Here is a 17464-nt window from a genome sequence, read left to right as displayed (position 1 = left end):
CAGCCAGCAGGTGGCTACACGCTCGAAAGGCGCCCTCGTGTCCATCGGCAACGCCAACTCCCCCGAAGAAGAGCGGCCTTCGACCGACGACCGGTCCGAGGACCGTCTCGTCGAACCCACCGTCGAAGGACCGTCCATCGGGACGGCCCTCAAGAAGGCCCGGATCGCCGCCGGGCTCACTGTCGACGAGGTCAGTTCCACCACCCGCGTGCGCATCCCGATCGTGCACGCGATCGAAGAAGACGATTTCTCGCGGTGCGGCGGCGACGTCTACGCCCGCGGTCACATCCGTACGCTCGCCCGCGCCGTCCACCTCGATCCGGCACCCCTGGTCGAGGCCTACGACGCGGCCCACGGCGGCCGGCCGGCGCCCACCCCCGCCGCGCCGATGTTCGAGGCCGAACGCATCCGTCCCGAGCGGCAGCGGCCGAACTGGACGGCGGCCATGGTCGCCGCGATCGTCGCCGTCATCGGTTTCGTGGGCTTCACCGCCTTCGGCGGCGACGGCGGCGCCAAGGAGAACCGGCCGATGGCGGAAGGTTCCGCCGCCTCGGCCGCGCCCAAACCGGCGGGCAAGCCGGCCGCGCCCCAGCAGCCGACGAAGGCGCCGAAGCCCGCGCCCTCCGACAGCGCCATCGCCGCCGCGCCCAAGGACCTCGTCACGGTCGTCCTGACGGCCAACGACGGGGAGAGCTGGATCTCCGCCAAGGACCACAGCGGTCGGTCGCTGTTCGACGGCACGCTGGCCCTGGGCGAGTCGAAGACCTTCACCGACAAGGAGTCCATCGACCTCGTACTCGGTGATGCCGGGGTCGTCAAGCTCTTCGTGAACGGCAAGGAGATCAAGGACCAGTTCCAGCCGGGGCAGGTCGAACGGCTCACCTACACCAAGGACGACCCGCGTCAGGGCCAGGCCCAGGCCGGCTGACCAGCGCGGACCGTGTGGTTCCAGATCCCCGGGAGGCCGATTGGCGGCCCGGGGATCTTGTCTTGGGGGATGTGGGGCGGGGGCCGCCGCCGGGACGAAGTAGTCTTGAGTCCATGCCCGAACGCCGTACCGTCGCCCTTGTCACTCTTGGCTGCGCCCGTAACGAGGTGGACTCGGAGGAGCTCGCAGGCCGCTTGGCGGCGGATGGCTGGGAGCTCGTCGAGGACGCCGCCGACGCGGACGTAGCCGTCGTCAACACCTGTGGCTTCGTCGAAGCCGCCAAAAAGGACTCCGTAGACGCCCTGCTGGAAGCCAATGATCTGAAGGATCACGGCAAGACCCAGGCCGTCGTCGCCGTCGGCTGCATGGCCGAGCGCTACGGCAAGGAACTCGCCGAAGCGCTCCCCGAGGCCGACGGCGTGCTCGGCTTCGACGACTACGCCGACATCTCCGACCGCCTGCAGACCATCCTCAACGGAGGCATCCACGCCTCCCACACCCCGCGTGACCGGCGCAAGCTGCTGCCGATCAGCCCGGCCGCCCGCCAGGACGCGGAGGTGGCCCTGCCCGGACACGCCCAGGAGCCCGCCGAGGCCCCCGCGGACCTGCCGGAAGGCCTCGCGCCCGCCTCCGGGCCGCGCGCGCCCCTGCGCCGCCGTCTGGACAAGAGCCCGGTCGCCTCGGTGAAGCTCGCCTCCGGCTGCGACCGTCGCTGTTCCTTCTGCGCCATCCCGTCCTTCCGCGGCTCGTTCATCTCCCGCCGCCCCAGCGACGTGCTGGGCGAGACGCGCTGGCTCGCCGAGCAGGGCGTCAAGGAGGTCATGCTGGTCTCCGAGAACAACACCTCGTACGGCAAGGACCTCGGCGACATCCGGCTGCTGGAGACGCTGCTGCCGGAGCTGGCAGCCGTGGACGGCATCGAGCGCGTCCGCGTCAGCTACCTCCAGCCCGCCGAGATGCGGCCCGGCCTGATCGACGTCCTCACCTCGACGCCGAAGGTCGTCCCCTACTTCGACCTGTCGTTCCAGCACTCGGCCCCCGACGTGCTGCGCGCCATGCGCCGCTTCGGTGACACCGACCGGTTCCTTGAGCTGCTCGACACCATCCGCGGCAAGGCCCCGCAGGCCGGCGTCCGCTCCAACTTCATCGTCGGCTTCCCCGGCGAGACGGAAGCGGACTTCGCCGAGCTGGAGCGATTCCTCACCCACGCGCGGCTCGACGCCATCGGCGTCTTCGGCTACTCGGACGAGGACGGCACCGAGGCCGTCGGCTACGAGAACAAGCTGGACGCGGAGACCATCGCGGAGCGGCTCGCGCACATGCAGCGGCTCGCGGAGGAGCTGACCTCCCAGCGTGCGGAAGAGCGGATCGGGGAGACCCTGGAGGTACTCGTCGAGACGGTCACGGCCATCGGCGAGGACGACGAGGACGGCGAGGGTGCCTACGGGCGTGCCGCCCACCAGGCGCCGGAGACGGACGGCCAGGTGGTCTTCACGGACGGCACCGGTCTGGTGCCCGGCCGCATCGTGACCGCGAAGGTCGTCGGCACGCTGGGCGTGGACCTGGTTGCCGAGCCCCTGGACCTGGATCTCGAGGAGGCGGCCGGATGACCGGAGTCCCGGCACCAGCGGCGGGCGGGACAGGCCGCCGGCCCTCGCCCGGCGCGGGGCTCGGGACCGCGGCCGTCCACCAGGCCGGCCTGTGGAACATCGCGAACATCCTGACGATGGTCCGGCTCGTGCTCGTGCCGGGATTCGTCCTGCTGCTGCTCGCCGACGGGGGATACGACCCCGTCTGGCGGGCGCTGGCGTGGGCGGCGTTCGCCGTCGCGATGATCACGGACATCTTCGACGGGCACCTCGCCCGGACGTACAACCTGGTCACCGACTTCGGGAAGATCGCCGACCCCATCGCCGACAAGGCGATCATGGGCTCGGCGCTCATCTGTCTCTCCTGGCTCGGCGACCTCCCGTGGTGGGTGACCGGCGTGATCCTCGGGCGGGAACTGGGGATCACGCTCATGCGTTTCTGGGTCATCCGGTACGGGGTCATCCCGGCCAGTCGGGGCGGCAAGCTCAAGACCCTCGCCCAGGGCACGGCGGTCGGCATGTACGTGCTCGCCCTCACCGGACCTTTGGCGACCCTGCGGTTCTGGGTGATGGCCCTCGCCGTGGTGCTGACCGTCGTGACCGGTCTGGACTACATCCGCCAGGCCGTCGTCCTGCGTCGCAGGGGGCTGGCTGCGGAGCGGACAGCGACGTGACGCGAGCGGCGGGTGATTTTCCGGAGGCGGCCGGCGCCGCGGAATCGGCCGGCTCGCCGGACGGGACGGCGGAGGTGGCCGTTGCCGTACTGCGGCTGCTCGCGCAGAGTGACCAGACCCTCGCCGTGGCGGAGTCCCTGACCGGTGGACTGGTCGCCGCGGAGCTCACGGCCGTACCGGGGGCCTCGCAATCCTTCCGCGGCTCGGTGACCGCGTACGCGACCGAGCTCAAGCACCGGCTCCTGGGGGTGGACGCGGCGCTGCTGGCCGCCGAAGGGGCGGTGAACGCGCAGGTCGCGGGGGAAATGGCGGCCGGGGTGCGGCGGGCACTGGGGGCTTCGTGGGGGATCGCGACGACCGGGGTGGCCGGTCCCGACCCCCAGGACGGGCAGCCGGTGGGGACAGTTTTCGTCGCCGTTGCCGGCCCGGGGGTCAGGAAAACGGCCCGGCTGCGGTTGAACGGCTCCCGGACGGAAATCCGTAGGGAGAGTGCACGGACAGTGCTCGAACTCCTCTCGAGCGAACTCCGCGAGAATCTGCGGGGGCAGGATACGGAACAGAACGGGGGGATTTGATGTTTGCAGCCCTGAGTGAACACGACATCGCTCCCCGCACGGCCGCGGCGCGAGGCGGTACGGTGGGGCGTGAAGGTTACGGCTACACGGTCAGAGGAGGGAGCCACCGATGATTCTGCTCCGTCGCCTGCTGGGTGACGTGCTGCGTCGGCAGCGCCAGCGCCAGGGCCGTACTCTGCGCGAAGTCTCCTCGTCCGCCCGAGTTTCTCTCGGCTATCTCTCCGAGGTGGAGCGGGGGCAGAAGGAGGCATCCTCCGAGCTGCTCTCCGCGATCTGCGACGCGTTGGACGTACGGATGTCCGAGCTGATGCGCGAAGTCAGTGACGAGCTGTCGCTGGCGGAGCTTGCGCAGTCGGCCGCGGCAAGCGAACCGGTGCCGGCACCGGTGCGCCCGATGCTCAACTCGGTATCCGTGGCCTCGGTCGCGGGCACCACGGAGCGGGTGACCATCAAGGCGCCCGTGGAAGCGGTGAACGTCGTAGCCGCGTGAAGGCGAGCGCGTGAAGCGCGTATGAGTGTGGCCGGAGCCCCGGCCGGTGCGTGAGGCATCGGACGGGGCTTCTTGCCGTTCTGGGTGCGGCGGCGGGGGCGGTGCGGGAGGATGGGCCCGTCCGGATTCCGGCCCTCCTGGGAGGCGGCCGTGCGGTGGCTACTCATACCCGTCGTGCTGACGGCCGGGGTGCTCTGGTGGTGGGCCGTACTGCGGCTGGCGCTGGAGCCCGCGGACGCGGGACCCGTCGAGGGAGCCGTGGCCGTCGGCGGATGGGGGCTCGGGCTTCTTCCCGTGCACTGTGTGCCCGGACCGGCGCGCGGACGCCGGCGGCCGGCGGCCGAGGGCGCGTCACTCGGCAGGGCGTCGTTCACCAGGGCATCGATACCCCCCCGTTCGGGCGAAGGATCTGGCCCGTCATGAAGGACGAGGCGTCCGAGGCGAGGTAGAGCACCGCCTGGGCGATGTCCTCGGGCTCGCCGACCCGGCGCAGCGGTGACATCCGGATCATCGCGGCCTCGGTCCGCTCCAGTTCCTCGGCGCTGTGGCGGCCGGTCATGGGGGTGCGGACCCAGCCCGGCGCGACGGCGTTGACGCGAATGCCGTGCGGGCCGACCTCGGTGGCCAGGGTCTTGGTCAGCTGGACGACGGCCGCTTTGGCGGCGCTGTAGCAGAGCAGGCCCGGCTGGGCGGCGTCCACGGCGCCGGAGGCCATGGTGACGACCGAACCGGGACGGCCGGCGGCGATCATGGCGCGGACGGCCTCCTGGCAGGTACGCAGGACGCCCTTGAAGTTGATGTCCAGGACCCGGTCGAGGTCCTCGTCGGAGGTGTCCAGGACGCTGCCGGTGTGCATGATCCCGGCGATGGCGGCGGTGATGTCGAGCGGGCCCGTGGCCTCGACGGCCTCCCGCAGCGCGGCGCGGTCGGTCACGTCGAGGGTGTGGGTGGCGGCCTCTCCGCCGGCTTCCGTGACCAGGCGGGCGGTCTCGCCCAGGCCGGCCGCGTCGCGGTCGGCGCAGTGCACGGCCGCGCCGGCCCGGGCGAGGAGTACGGCGGTGGCACGGCCGATCCCGCTCGCGGCGCCGGTGACGAGCGCGGTGCGGCCGGTGAGGTCGTACGGGGCTGTGGGCATGCCCGGACGGTACGACCGAATCTGACGGATCGTCAACTATGGGGTGGGGCCGGATTGGCAGCGGGGGCACCAGTACGTGGGGCGGTCCTCCTTCACGAAGCGGCGTACCGGGGTGCCGCAGCGCAGGCAGCCGTGCGGGGCGCGCCCGTAGACGAAGAGGGCCTGGCCCCGGCGGCGGCTGCCGGTTGTGTTGCGGGTCTCGCCGGAACCGAGGTTGGCCGCGAGGAGGCGCTGGGCGGCGCCGACCAGGCGGACGGTGGTGACCTCGGGATCCGGGAGCGCGCCGACCGGGGTCCAGGGGGTGACCTGGGCGAGGAAGCAGAGCTCACACATGTACACGTTGCCGATGCCGGCTAGGTTGCGCTGGTCGAGCAGGGCTTCGCCCAAGGGGCGTTCGGGCTGCGCCAGCAGGTTCGCCGCGGCTTTGGCGGGGTCCCAGTCCGGGCCGAGGAGGTCGGGGCCGAGGTGGCCGACGACCTTGTCCTCGTCGGCGGTGTGCAGGAGTTCGAGGACGGGGAGGCGGTAGCCGACGGCGGTGTCGGAGGCGGTGCCGAGGATGGCGCGGATCTCGTAGCCGGGACCGCCGTGCCACTTCCGTCCGGTGGGGAAGACGTGCCAGGCACCGTCCATGCGGAGGTGGCTGTGGAGGGTGAGGCCGCCGTCGCCGTCGATACGGGTGAGCAGGTGTTTGCCGCGAGGGATCACGTTCAAGGTGGTGCGGCCGGTGAGGTCCACGGTGGCCAGGCGCGGGACGCGCAGGTCGCTGCGGGTGATCTCGTGGCCGGCCAAGGCGGCGTGGAGCCGGGTCGCGGCGCGCCAGACGCTGTCTCCTTCGGGCATGGCCCCATTGTCGCTCCGGGCGCCGGTCCGCGCGGGGAGGCCCGGGCGCCGGTGCCGTGGCCGCCGTGAAACGCCGGAGCCCCCGCGGCGGGGTGTCCGCGCGGGGGCCGGTGGTGCCTGCTGCGGTGACTACTTCCAGGTGAGGGCCTTGTTGCCCACGGTGCTGTACGGCTCGCCCCAGTACTCTCCGCCGACCACCTTCACCTGGGCCGAAGGCGCCAGGGCGATCACGCAGTTGCTCTGCGACTGGCCGTTGGTGAAGCCCTTGGGCAGCGACTCGTCCTTGCACTTCTCGAACGTGCCGATGACGGAGACCCCCTGGGCCTCACTGCCGTCCGGGAGCAGGCCCTTCATGTGGCCGACCGAGGCGTACGCGAGGTCGGTGTTGCCGACGTTCTTCACCGTGTAGTGGACGTAGTAGGGGACCATCCCCTTCACCTTGTCGCCGAGCTTCAGCGAGTCCAGGTCCGCCGCCTGGCCCTGCTCGACGGAGGTCACGGTGAGGGCGATCGTGCCGCTGGTGGTGGTTCCGTAGGTGAACGGGACCGTCGCCGCCTCGCCGATCTTGAAGCTCTGCCCCGGCTTGGCCGTGCCCCCGGCGCCGGCCGGCGCCGCGCTGCCGGCGGCCGACGGGCTGCCTGCGGTACTGGGCTGGGCGTAGCCGGCCGCGGGCGAGGAGGCCGTGGGCGAGCCGGGTGCGGCCGAGCTGGGCGCCGCCGGGGCCGCGTCCTCGTTGCCGCTCTTGCAGCCGCTCAGCGTCAGGGTGGCGGTGACCGCCAGGCCGATGGTGCCGAGGGCGGTCCTGCGCATGGTTGTGGTGCTCACTTCTCAGGTCCCCCATGGACTATGTGTTTGACTGCGCATCGTCAATCCCGATGCCACTGGTGATCTTAGGCGCGGGGGAGCGGGCGGCCGCGCACTCGGCGCCCTTCGTGACGGGCTCAGGACATAAGCGCAACATAAGCGGAATCGTCGGGCCGGAACGGGCCCCCGCGACGGACGCCCGGGCCGGCCGTCGGCGTGGTCGTGTCACGGCCTCAGGCGCAGGCCGCGCGGGGTGGCGTGGAAGCCCGCCGCTTCCAGGGAACGGCCCAGCGCCGAGGTCAGTGCGGGCGCCGCGTTGATCCGCTCGACCGTCAGGGGCGGGACGGTGCCCGCACGGCAGGCCGCGGCCAGCGACGCCACGGCCGCCTCCAGGCGGGGCTCCTGGGCGTCGGGCCAGGCGAGCAGGGTCTTGCCGCCGCGCTCCAGGTAGAGGACGAGTTCCCCGTCGACCAGGACCACCAGGGAGCCGGCCTTGCGGCCGGGCTTGTGCGTGGCCCCGTCCGGCGGCTCCGGCCAGGGCAGGGCCGCGCCGTACGCGTTCGCAGGGTCGGCGGCGGCCAGCACCACGGCGGCCAGCGGCGGCGGGGTCCGCTCCGCCGCGCGCAACCGGTCCACCGCGCCGTCCATCGCGAACTGGGCCGCGCCCAGACCCTCGACGACATAACCCCGCCGGGCCTGCCCGCTGTCCTCGAACGCCGACAGCACCCGGTAGACGGCGCTGAAACCGCCCTGCACGCCCTCCGCGGCCACCGCGCCCCGGGTCACCACGCCGTGCCGGTCCAGCAGGGTCCGGGCCAGGGCGTGCGCCCGGTGGGTCGGGTCCGGGGCCTGGCCGGGCAGCAGCGACCAGCGGCCGGAGACCGTGGGTGGGCCGGTGCGGGACACCGTCGCGCTCAGGGTGCCGTAGCGGCCGCGCGGGACGGTACGGCGCGCCCGGTGCGCGGTGGAACCCGCCGTGCGGCCCGATCCCAGCAGCGAGCGCAGCGGCGCCAGGGTGTCGTTCGTCAGCCTCCCCGACCAGGCCAGGTCCCAGAGCGCCTCGGAGAGCTGGAGATCGGACGCCTCCGGCCACTTCGCCCGCACCGACTCCACCACCTGGCGGAAGAACAGGCCGTACCCGCCCGAGAGCGTGTCGAGGATCGCCTGGTGCAGCGGCGTCGGCTCCAGCGGATGGGCCGGTGGCAGCAGCAGGGGCGCCGCCTCCGCCAGGTAGAGCGAGACCCAGCCGTCCTTGCCGGGGAGGGCTCCGGCCCCGGCCCAGATCACCTCTCCCGTGGTGGTCAGTTCGTCCAGCAGGGCGGGGGAGTAGCCCGAGACCCGAGAGGGCAGGATCAGCCGCTCCAGGGCCGAGGCCGGCACCGGCGCCCCCTGGAGCTGCTCGATCGCCCGGGCCAGGCCGTCGATCCCGCGCAGGGCGCCGCCCAGGTGCTGCCACTGCGGCAGGAAGGTGGCCAGCGAGGCCGGAGGCACCGGCTCCAGCTCCTGCCGCAGGGCCGCGAGCGAGCGTCGGCGCAACCTGCGCAACACCGCCGCGTCGCACCACTCCTGTCCGATGCCCGCGGGGTGGAACTCGCCCTGCACCACCCGGCCCGCCGCGGCCAGCCGGTGCAGGGCGCCTTCCGTGACCGCCGTGCCCAGGCCGAAACGGTCGGCCACGGCGGTCGTGGTGAACGGACCGTGGGTCCGGGCGTACCGGGCCAGGAGGTCCCCGAGCGGGTCCTTGACCGGTTCGGTGAAGGCCTCCGGGACCCCGACGGGCAGCGCGGTGCCCAGCGCGTCCCTCAACCGACCCGCGTCCTCGATCGCCGCCCAGTGGTCGGCGCCGCCGACGCGGACCCGGATCGCCCGCCGCGCGGCGGCGAGTTCACCGGCCCAGGACGGCTGCGCCCCGCGCTCGGCCAGCTCACCGTCGGTCAGCGGGCCCAGCATGCGCAGCAGGTCCGCCACCGACTCGACGTCCTTGGCCCGGCGGTCCTCCGTGAGCCACTGGAGTTCGCGCTCCAGCTCCTCCAGTACCTCGGCGTCCAGCAGTTCACGCAGCTCCGCCTGGCCGAGCAGCTCCGCCAGCAGCCGGGAGTCCAGTGACAGCGCCGCCGCCCTGCGCTCGGCCAGCGGCGAGTCCCCCTCGTAGAGGAACTGGGCCACGTAACCGAACAGCAGCGAACGCGCGAACGGGGACGGCTCCGGCGTGGTGACCTCGACCAGCCGGACCCGCCGCGCCTCGATGTCCCCCATGAGCTCCGTCAGGCCCGGTACGTCGAAGACGTCCTGGAGGCATTCCCGTACGGCTTCCAGGACGATCGGGAAGGAGCCGAACTCCGATGCCACCTGTAGCAGTTGGGAGGCGCGCTGGCGCTGCTGCCACAGCGGTGTGCGCTTGCCGGGATTACGGCGCGGCAGCAACAGCGCGCGCGCCGCGCACTCGCGGAACCGGGAGGCGAACAGGGCCGAGCCGCCGACCTGGTCGGTGACGATCTGTTGGACGTCGCCTTGGTCGAAGGCGACGTCCGCCGCGCCCAGCGGGGCCTGTTCGTCATCGAACTCGAAGGTCTGCGCGGGGGCCGCCGGATCGTGGTCGAGCAGGTCCATGGACAGCAGGTCCGCGTCCGGCAGGCGCAGCACGATGCCGTCGTCCGCGTGCATGACCTGGGCGTCCATCCCGTACCGCTCCGCCAGGCGGGCCCCGAGGGCCAGCGCCCACGGGGCGTGCACCTGCGCGCCGAAGGGGGAGTGGACCACGACCCGCCAGTCGCCCAGCTCGTCCCGGAACCGCTCGACCACGATCGTCCGGTCGTCCGGTACGTGGCCGCAGGCCTCGCGCTGCTCGGCGAGGTAGGAGAGGACGTTCTCCGCGGCCCAGGCGTCGAGCCCGGCCGCCAACAGCCGCAGCCGGGCGTCCTCCTGGGTGAGGCCGCCGAGCTCGCGCAGGAACGCGCCGACCGCCCGGCCCAGTTCGAGGGGACGGCCGAGCTGGTCGCCCTTCCAGAACGGCAGCCGCCCCGGAACCCCGGGCGCCGGGGAGACCAGGACGCGGTCCCGCGTGATGTCCTCGATGCGCCATGAGCTGGTGCCCAGGGTGAACACGTCCCCCACCCGGGACTCGTAGACCATCTCCTCGTCGAGCTCGCCGACCCGGCCGCCGCCCTTCTTCGGATCGGCCCCCGCGAGGAAGACGCCGAACAGGCCGCGGTCCGGGATGGTGCCGCCCGAGGTCACCGCGAGGCGCTGGGCCCCCGGCCGGCCGGTGATCGTCCCCGCCACCCGGTCCCACACGACTCGGGGCCTGAGCTCGGCGAACGCGTCCGACGGGTAGCGGCCGGCCAGCATGTCCAGCACGGAGGTGAACGCCGACTCCGGCAGCGCCGCGAAGGACGCGGCCCGGCGCACCAAGGCCAGCAGGTCGTCCAACTGCCAGGTGTCCATCGCTGTCATCGCGACCAACTGTTGGGCCAGGACGTCCAGCGGATTGGAGGGGATGCGCAGGGACTCGATCGACCCCGTACGCATCCGCTCGGTCACCACGGCGGCCTGCACCAAATCCCCCCGGTACTTGGGGAACACCACACCGGTGGAGACCGCGCCCACCTGGTGGCCGGCCCTGCCGACGCGCTGGAGTCCCGACGCCACCGAGGGCGGCGACTCCACCTGCACCACCAGGTCCACCGCGCCCATGTCGATGCCCAGCTCCAGGCTGGACGTCGCGACCACGGCGGGCAGCCGGCCCGCCTTCAGGTCCTCTTCCACCAGTGCCCGCTGCTCCTTGGACACCGAGCCGTGGTGCGCGCGGGCCAGCAGCGGCGGGGCGCCCTGCGCGGCCCCCGACTGCGCCATGATCTCGGCCGGCGACGACCCCTCGGGCAGCTTCTCGCCCATCGCCCGCTCGTACGCGATCTCGTTGAGCCGGTTGCACAGCCGCTCCGCGAGCCGCCGGGAGTTGGCGAACACGATCGTGGACCGGTGGGCCTGCACGAGATCGGCGATCCGCTCCTCCACATGGGGCCAGATGGAGGGCTTGTCCCCGCCCTCCCGCCCTTCCGTCGCCGGGGAGCCGCCCAACTCGCCCATGTCCTCGACCGGGACGACCACCGACAGGTCGAACTCCTTCGTCGACGGCGGCTGGACGATCTCGACCTTCCCGCGCGGCGCGAGGTAGCGGGCCACCTCTTCCACCGGCCGGACCGTCGCCGACAGGCCGATCCGGCGCGCCGGCCGGGGCAGCAGCTCGTCCAGCCGCTCCAGCGACAGCGCCAGGTGCGCGCCGCGCTTGGTGCCCGCGACGGCGTGCACCTCGTCCAAGATCACCGTCTCAACGCCGGCGAGGGCGTCGCGCGCCGCCGACGTCAACATCAGGAACAGCGACTCCGGGGTGGTGATCAGGATGTCCGGCGGCCGCGTCACCAGCGCCCGGCGCTCGGCGGGCGGGGTGTCCCCCGAGCGGATGCCCACGCGGATCTCCGGCTCGGGCAGACCCAGACGGACCGACTCCTGCCGGATGCCGGTCAGCGGACTGCGCAGATTGCGCTCCACGTCGACGGCCAGGGCCTTGAGTGGCGACACGTACAGCACCCGGCAGCGCTTCTTCGGCTCGGCCGGCGGCGGGGTGGACGCCAGCTGGTCGAGGGCCGCGAGGAACGCGGCCAGGGTCTTGCCGGAGCCGGTGGGCGCCACGACCAGGACGTCCGAGCCCGCACCGATCGCCCGCCAGGCTCCCTCCTGGGCGGACGTCGGCATGACGAAGGCCCCCGAGAACCACGAGCGGGTCGCGGGGGAGAACGAATCGAGCGCGCTACCGAACATGCCCCCATCGTGCACCCGACCACTGACAACCGGCCGGACCTGCGTAAACGCGCCGACGGACCGGGATGCAGAATGGAGGAATGGGGACGGACGACGGCCGCCGGGAGTGGGCGCGGCACTGGCGGTACCCGGAGCTGCCCGGGCTGGACCTGCTGCGCGCCCACTACGTACGCCACACCTTCCCGCGCCACGCCCACGACGGGTACGTCATCGCGGCCGTCACCGGCGGGGTCGAGGAGATCGGGCTGCCGGCGGGCACCCTGCGCGCCGGCCCGGGCAGCGTGGTCCTGATCAATCCGGAGGTGGCGCACACCGCACGCGCCGGGGTCCCCGAGGGCTGGGCGTACGCCACCCTCTACCCGTCCCGCGCGCTGATCACCGAGGTCGCCGCCGAGATCGGCACCCTGCGAGGGACCCCCGGCTTCACCGCCGACATGGTCCCCGACGCACAGGCCTCGCGGGTGATCGCCGAGGTGCACCGGGCCGCCGAGACCGGGAACGCGCTGGCCGCGGACACGTTGCTGCGCGGTGTCGTGGCGCGGATGCTGACCCGGCACGCCGGACCACTGCCGGCCCGTACGGTGCGTCGTGCGGGCGGCGCCGACGCGGAGCGGGCCAAGGCCGTACTGGAGGAACGGATCGCGGAGCCGCCGTCGCTGGAGCAACTCGCGGGGGAGCTGGGGACGAGCCCGTTCGCCCTGCTGCGGGCCTTCAGGGAGCGGTACGGGATGCCGCCGCACACCTGGCTGACCGACGCCCGGGTGCGGCGCGCCCGCCGACTGCTGGACGCGGGCACCCCGCCCGCGGAGGCGGCCGTCGCCGTCGGCTTCACCGACCAGCCGCACCTGAACCGGCACTTCACCCGGATCGTCGGGGTCCCGCCGGGCGCCTACCGGAGGGAACGCAGACCCCCCTCCTGACCCAGCCCGGCCTGCCCCGGATGTCCTGCGGGCCCCGGGCGTCCCGGGCGCCCCGGGCGTCCCGGCCCCACAGGCCACGGCTGTCCCGCGGGCCGCCGGCCCCTGGAGCGCCGCAGGCCACGGGCGCAAGAACGTACAAGACCGCTCTCCGGCCCCGCGCATAGCGTCACCGCGTGGGAGAACATCAGATGGTGATGCAAGAGGCCCCCCAGGGGGTCGAGCGGCCGCGCGCAGCCGTCGTACGAGACGCCCTCGGCGTCGGGGTGGCCGTCGGCCTGTCGGGATTCGCGTTCGGGGTGACCGCCGCCGGGTCCGGAGTCAGCGTGCTCCAGGCCTGCGTACTGAGCCTGCTGGTCTTCACCGGCGCCTCGCAGTTCGCGCTGGTCGGCGCCCTCGCCGCGGGCGGGAACCCGTTCACCGCCGCCGCCGGCGCCTTCTTCCTCGGGACCCGCAACGCCTTCTACGGACTGCGGCTGTCCCAGCTGCTCGCCCTGCCGAAGGCCGTCCGGCCCCTCGCCGCGCACTGGGTCATCGACGAGACGACCGCCGTCGCCCTCGCCCAGCCCGGCCGCAAGTCGGCGCGGCTCGGATTCACGGTGACCGGCCTGAGCCTGTATGTGCTGTGGAACCTCACCACCCTGCTCGGCGCGCTCGGCGCCGAGGCCATCGGCGACACCACCGTCTGGGGTCTGGACGCCGCCGGGCCCGCCGTCTTCCTCGCCCTGCTCGCCCCCATGCTCAAGAGCTCCACCGAGCGGGCCGTCGCGGGCCTCGCGCTCGTCCTCGGTCTCGGCCTGCTGCCCGTACTGCCCTCCGGGGTGCCCGTGCTGGTCGCGGCGCTGGCCGCCCCCGCCGTGGTGTGGATGAAGGGACGCCGCTCGTGAACGTCTGGATCGCCATCGGGCTGACCGTCGTCGGCTGCTACGCCGTCAAGCTCGCCGGGCAGCTCGTGCCCGCCGGAGCCCTGGAGCGGCCGGCCGTGCGCAAGCTGTCCGCGCTGCTGCCCGTCGCCCTGCTCGCGGCCCTCACCGCCCAGCAGACCTTCAGCACCGGCCACGAGCTCGTACTCGACGCCCGCGCCGCGGGGCTGGCCGCCGCCGCGCTCGCGCTGCTGCTGCGCGCCCCGTTCCTCGTCGTGGTCGGCGCGGCGGTCCTCGTCACGGCCGGTCTGCGGGCCATGGGCGGCTAACCCGCCACGGAGGGCCGGGCGTGGGAGGCCGGGCGTGGGCGTTCAAGCGGTAGACGGTCAGGCGTTGGGGATCAGGCGTAGGGGATCAGGCCGGGAGCCGGCCGTAGGCGCGGAGCGTCAGGAGCGCCTCCAGTGTGGCGATCGGGCGCCGCTCCGGGGAGTTGCCGGGAGCCGAGGCCCCGCGGGGCACCGGCCAGCCCCCGTCCGGCTGCTGCCGGGCGGCGAGGAAGTCCAGGGACCGGCTCATCTCCGCGTCCGTGAACCAGCCCCTGGCCGACGACTCGGGGCGGCGCGCGAGGTCGTACGGGAACAGCTGCTCGCCCGACGCGTACCCGGGAGCCGTCGGGTACGCGTCCCGGCGCGCCGGATCGAGCACCACCAGGTGCCGCTCGCGCACCAGCCGCCCCAGCCGGTCCGCGGCCGCCGCCGCCCGGCTCCGGTCGGGCACGCCGTCGAGGAATGCCACCGCGCCCTGGACCTCGTACGGGTGCCAGTGGCGCAGCGTCTCGACGCGGTCCCAGCAGAAGTCGGTGGCCCGGAACAGCCAGGCGTGCCAGACCCGGTTGCGGTGCAGCGCGCCGACGACCGGGCCGGTGGTCAGCAGCGTGCTCGGCGGATCGTCGTACGGCGGCTGGTACGGGGCCGTCGGCCGGTCGTCCCCCGCGGGGAACACCGCCGGGAGCGCGCCGTCGGGAGTGGAGGCCGCGGCCAGGTGGGTGCAGAGCCGATCAACCCGCCGGCCCCCGCAGCGGCCGAGGGCATCCAGCACCTGAAGGGCGTACGCGGCGTGCGGCGGCCGGCTCAGCGGTCCGCGCAGATCCGGGTCGAGCGCGTGCCCGTAACCACCGTCGACGCCCAGGTACGCCTCCAGGGCGCGGTCCACGGCGTCGGGGTCGCCGCCGAGGAAGTGGTACGCGAACCGGTGTTGCTCCAGCACCCGCGCCGTGAGCCAGATGAACCGCTCGGCGCGGGCGAGCGGGGTCGGCGCGGCCGACGCGGCTTCGTCTCCAGGCATGTCGGAACCGTAGGGCGCCGGATGCGCGGTCGGGGGTGCGAACGCGGCCGGTGCACTCTCCGGGGCGCGATACTGGTGGCATGCGGTTGACGATTTTCTGGGAGCGGATGGCCGAGCACTTCGGGGCGGCCTACGCGGACTCCTTCGCGCGTGACCACGTCATGACGGAGCTCGGCGGGCGCACCGTGTACCAGGCGCTGGAAGCCGGCTGGGAGGCCAAGGACGTGTGGCGCGCGGTGTGTTCGGCGATGGACGTGCCCGCCTCGCGGCGCTGACCGGGCCGGCCCGCCCCGCCGCCGTACGGCGTGGGTCAGACTGGGGTGCGTGGCAGCGACTGAAGAGACGACCCCCCTACAGCCCGAGCGACCGGAAGAGCCCGAACGACCCGAACGAAGCGAAGGAACCGAACGAACCGAACGAACCGAGCACGGCGGACGGGCCGGTGACGGCTCCGTCACACAGTCGGCCCCAGCCACCGGACCGGTGGCTCAGGCCGGTGCGGCGGCCGGGGCCCGGATGCCGCGCTGGCTGCCCCGCGCGGTGATCCTCGTACTGGCCCTCGTCGCCTGCTTCCAGCTCGGCAGCTGGGCCTTCCACCAGCTGATCGGGCTGCTCGTCAACATCCTGATCGCCTTCTTCCTCGCGCTCGCCGTCGAACCCGCCGTGTCCCGGATGGCGGCCCGCGGCATGCGCCGCGGCCTCGCCACCTTCCTGGTGTTCCTCGGGGTGTTCGTCGCGGCCGCCGGATTCGTGGCGCTGCTCGGCTCGATGCTCGCCGGGCAGATCGTCGACATGGTGGAGGGCTTCCCCCGCTACCTCGACTCCGTGATCAGAACGGTCAACACGACGTTCCACACCGATCTGTCCCGGCTGGAGATCCAGGACAGCCTGCTGCACTCGGACTGGCTGCAGAAGTACGTGCGCAACAGCGCGAGCGGAGTGCTCGACGTCTCCGCCACCGTGCTCGGCGGCCTGTTCAAGCTGCTGACCGTCGGACTGTTCTCCTTCTACTTCGCCGCGGACGGCCCGCGGCTGCGGCGCGCGCTGTGCTCCGTACTGCCGCCCGCCAAGCAGTCGGAGGTGCTGCGCGCCTGGGAGATCGCCGTCGCGAAGACGGGCGGGTACCTGTACTCGCGCGGCCTGATGGCGCTGATCTCCGGCGTCGCCCACTACGTGGTGTTCGCCGTCCTGAACGTGCCGTACGCGCCCGCGCTCGCCGTGTGGGTGGGTCTGGTGTCGCAGTTCGTCCCCACCATCGGCACCTATCTGGCGGGCGCGCTGCCCATGCTGATCGCCTTCACGGTCGACCCCTGGTACGCGCTGTACGTGCTCGGATTCGTGGTGATCTACCAGCAGTTCGAGAACTACGTGCTCCAGCCCAAGCTGACCGCGAAGACGGTGGACATCCACCCGGCGGTCGCCTTCGGCTCGGTCATCGCGGGCACCGCCCTGCTGGGAGCGGTCGGGGCGCTCATCGCGATCCCGGCCGTCGCCACGCTCCAGGCCTTCCTCGGGGCGTACGTGAAGCGCTACGAGCTGACGGAGGGCGCCGACACGTCCGACGGCGGGGGACGGGACGGCGGGGGCCGGGCGGCCGACGCCGGCTCCGCTACTCCCGCGTCCCGTCGACGATCGCTGCCAGGGCGTCGGTGACGGTCGCCTCGACGGCGGCCTTCTCCAGACCGAGGCCGCTGAGCACACCCTGCCCGTTCTCGAGTTCGAGGAGGGCGAGCAGCACGTGCTCGGTGCCGACGTAGGCGTGACCCAGGCGCAGGGCCTCGCGGAACGTCAGCTCCAAGGCCTTCTTGGCGCCCGCGTCGAAGGGGATCAGGGCGGGCAACTCGGCCGGGTCCGCGGGCTCCGGCAGGACCGCGGCGACCGCGGCGCGCACGGCGTCCTCGCTGACGTGGTGCCCGTTCAGGACGAGCGCGGCGAGTCCCTCGGGCTCGGCGAGCAGGCCCAGCACCAGGTGTTCGGTGCGGATCTCGGTGCTGCGGCCGGCGCGGGCCTCGTTCTGCGAGGCCACGACTACGCCCCGGGCGCGGGGGGTGAAGCGGGCGAAGCCCTGCGCCGGATCGATCCCGGTGCCCTCGCCGCCGTCGCCCCCGGCCTTGTCGGCCTTGGGGACGAAGCGCTTCTGGGCGGCCTGGCGGGTGACGCCCATGCTGCGGCCGATGTCGGTCCAGGAGGCGCCGGAGCGGCGGGCCTGGTCGACGAAGTGGCCGATGAGGTGGTCGGCGACGTCACCGAGGTGCTCGGCGGCCACGACGGCTCCGCTGAGCTGTTCCAGCGTGTCGGGGTGGACCTTCTTGATCGCCTCGATCAGGTCGTCGAGGCGTACCGGACTGGTCATGCGAACTGGTTCCGCTGATGGGTTCGTCATGACGCAACCGTAGGTTGACACTCGGAAGAGTGTCAACCCAAGGTTGTCACCGGAGTCGGCTTTCTCCGTGCGTGTCCAGTGACCGGACCCCGACCCTGTGGGAG

General features: G+C 73.0%; 17 protein-coding genes. 11 read left to right on the top strand and 6 right to left on the bottom strand.

Annotation, left to right across the window (positions count from 1 at the left end; genetic code table 11):
* Window positions 1-37 precede the first annotated feature (37 nt).
* The 6 genes from ACV7NM_RS09185 to ACV7NM_RS09160 all read left to right on the top strand — a co-directional run bounded on the left by ACV7NM_RS09185 (window position 38) and on the right by ACV7NM_RS09160 (window position 4679).
* Window positions 38-928, top strand: a complete 891-nt coding sequence (locus ACV7NM_RS09185) for a helix-turn-helix domain-containing protein (RefSeq protein ID WP_463409839.1) — start codon at window positions 38-40, stop codon at window positions 926-928.
* A gap of 113 nt (window positions 929-1041) precedes the next feature.
* A complete protein-coding gene (gene rimO, locus ACV7NM_RS09180; RefSeq protein WP_463409838.1) occupies window positions 1042-2538 on the top strand; it encodes a 30S ribosomal protein S12 methylthiotransferase RimO in 1497 nt (498 codons plus the stop codon).
* Window positions 2535-3191, top strand: coding sequence for a CDP-diacylglycerol--glycerol-3-phosphate 3-phosphatidyltransferase (gene pgsA, locus ACV7NM_RS09175; protein ID WP_463409837.1), 657 nt, complete (start codon window positions 2535-2537; stop codon window positions 3189-3191). The genes rimO and pgsA overlap by 4 nt, the downstream gene beginning before the upstream one ends.
* Before the next feature lie 74 nt (window positions 3192-3265).
* Window positions 3266-3766 carry a CinA family protein gene (locus ACV7NM_RS09170; protein ID WP_463413881.1) on the top strand — a complete coding sequence of 167 codons (501 nt, stop codon included), beginning with the start codon at window positions 3266-3268 and terminating at the stop codon, window positions 3764-3766.
* 109 nt (window positions 3767-3875) lie between these two features.
* Window positions 3876-4256 (top strand): helix-turn-helix domain-containing protein, encoded by a 381-nt coding sequence (locus tag ACV7NM_RS09165; protein ID WP_136212514.1) that lies wholly within the window; start codon window positions 3876-3878, stop codon window positions 4254-4256.
* Between the two features lie 111 nt (window positions 4257-4367).
* Window positions 4368-4679, top strand: coding sequence for a hypothetical protein (locus tag ACV7NM_RS09160; RefSeq protein ID WP_463409836.1), 312 nt, complete (start codon window positions 4368-4370; stop codon window positions 4677-4679).
* Here the strand turns inward: ACV7NM_RS09160 and ACV7NM_RS09155 are convergent.
* From ACV7NM_RS09155 to ACV7NM_RS09140, 4 genes are all read right to left on the bottom strand, one after another.
* Window positions 4627-5391: an SDR family NAD(P)-dependent oxidoreductase gene (locus ACV7NM_RS09155; RefSeq protein WP_463409835.1), complete on the bottom strand. Its 765-nt coding sequence runs from the start codon at window positions 5389-5391 to the stop codon at window positions 4627-4629. The genes ACV7NM_RS09160 and ACV7NM_RS09155 overlap by 53 nt on opposite strands.
* 36 nt (window positions 5392-5427) lie before the next feature.
* Window positions 5428-6231 carry an Fpg/Nei family DNA glycosylase gene (locus ACV7NM_RS09150; protein WP_463409834.1) on the bottom strand — a complete coding sequence of 268 codons (804 nt, stop codon included), beginning with the start codon at window positions 6229-6231 and terminating at the stop codon, window positions 5428-5430.
* A 129-nt stretch (window positions 6232-6360) separates the two neighbouring features.
* Window positions 6361-7056, bottom strand: coding sequence for a hypothetical protein (locus ACV7NM_RS09145; RefSeq protein WP_463409833.1), 696 nt, complete (start codon window positions 7054-7056; stop codon window positions 6361-6363).
* Window positions 7057-7260: 204 nt separating this feature from the next.
* On the bottom strand, window positions 7261-11853 hold the full coding sequence (locus ACV7NM_RS09140) for an ATP-dependent helicase (protein ID WP_463409832.1): 4593 nt from the start codon (window positions 11851-11853) through the stop codon (window positions 7261-7263).
* Between the two features lie 80 nt (window positions 11854-11933).
* Between ACV7NM_RS09140 and ACV7NM_RS09135 the strand changes: the two genes are divergently transcribed.
* The 3 genes from ACV7NM_RS09135 to ACV7NM_RS09125 all read left to right on the top strand — a co-directional run bounded on the left by ACV7NM_RS09135 (window position 11934) and on the right by ACV7NM_RS09125 (window position 13962).
* Window positions 11934-12773, top strand: coding sequence for an AraC family transcriptional regulator (locus ACV7NM_RS09135; protein ID WP_463409831.1), 840 nt, complete (start codon window positions 11934-11936; stop codon window positions 12771-12773).
* 194 nt (window positions 12774-12967) lie between these two features.
* Window positions 12968-13657 carry an AzlC family ABC transporter permease gene (locus ACV7NM_RS09130; RefSeq protein ID WP_463413880.1) on the top strand — a complete coding sequence of 230 codons (690 nt, stop codon included), beginning with the start codon at window positions 12968-12970 and terminating at the stop codon, window positions 13655-13657.
* Complete coding sequence (locus ACV7NM_RS09125; RefSeq protein WP_463409830.1) at window positions 13654-13962, top strand: AzlD domain-containing protein; 309 nt, start codon at window positions 13654-13656, stop codon at window positions 13960-13962. Before ACV7NM_RS09130 ends, ACV7NM_RS09125 begins: the two co-directional genes overlap by 4 nt.
* An 85-nt stretch (window positions 13963-14047) precedes the next feature.
* Here the strand turns inward: ACV7NM_RS09125 and ACV7NM_RS09120 are convergent, their stop codons facing one another.
* Window positions 14048-14977: a hypothetical protein gene (locus tag ACV7NM_RS09120; protein WP_463409829.1), complete on the bottom strand. Its 930-nt coding sequence runs from the start codon at window positions 14975-14977 to the stop codon at window positions 14048-14050.
* Between the two features lie 80 nt (window positions 14978-15057).
* On the opposite strand from ACV7NM_RS09120, the gene ACV7NM_RS09115 reads away from it, so the two are divergent.
* The gene (locus ACV7NM_RS09115) at window positions 15058-15252 is read left to right on the top strand and encodes a DUF3046 domain-containing protein (protein WP_136212524.1); all 195 of its coding nucleotides are present in this window, start codon (window positions 15058-15060) and stop codon (window positions 15250-15252) included.
* Window positions 15253-15493: 241 nt separating this feature from the next.
* Window positions 15494-16630 carry an AI-2E family transporter gene (locus ACV7NM_RS09110; protein WP_463413879.1) on the top strand — a complete coding sequence of 379 codons (1137 nt, stop codon included), beginning with the start codon at window positions 15494-15496 and terminating at the stop codon, window positions 16628-16630.
* Here the strand turns inward: ACV7NM_RS09110 and ACV7NM_RS09105 are convergent.
* Window positions 16587-17330 (bottom strand): Clp protease N-terminal domain-containing protein, encoded by a 744-nt coding sequence (locus tag ACV7NM_RS09105; RefSeq protein WP_463409828.1) that lies wholly within the window; start codon window positions 17328-17330, stop codon window positions 16587-16589. The genes ACV7NM_RS09110 and ACV7NM_RS09105 overlap by 44 nt on opposite strands.
* Window positions 17331-17464: the final 134 nt, after the last annotated feature.

Source organism: Streptomyces sp. Tek67B01 (assembly GCF_055231995.1).
Note: the sequence above shows the minus strand (reverse complement) of the source record. Positions and strands in the feature narration are given on the sequence as shown.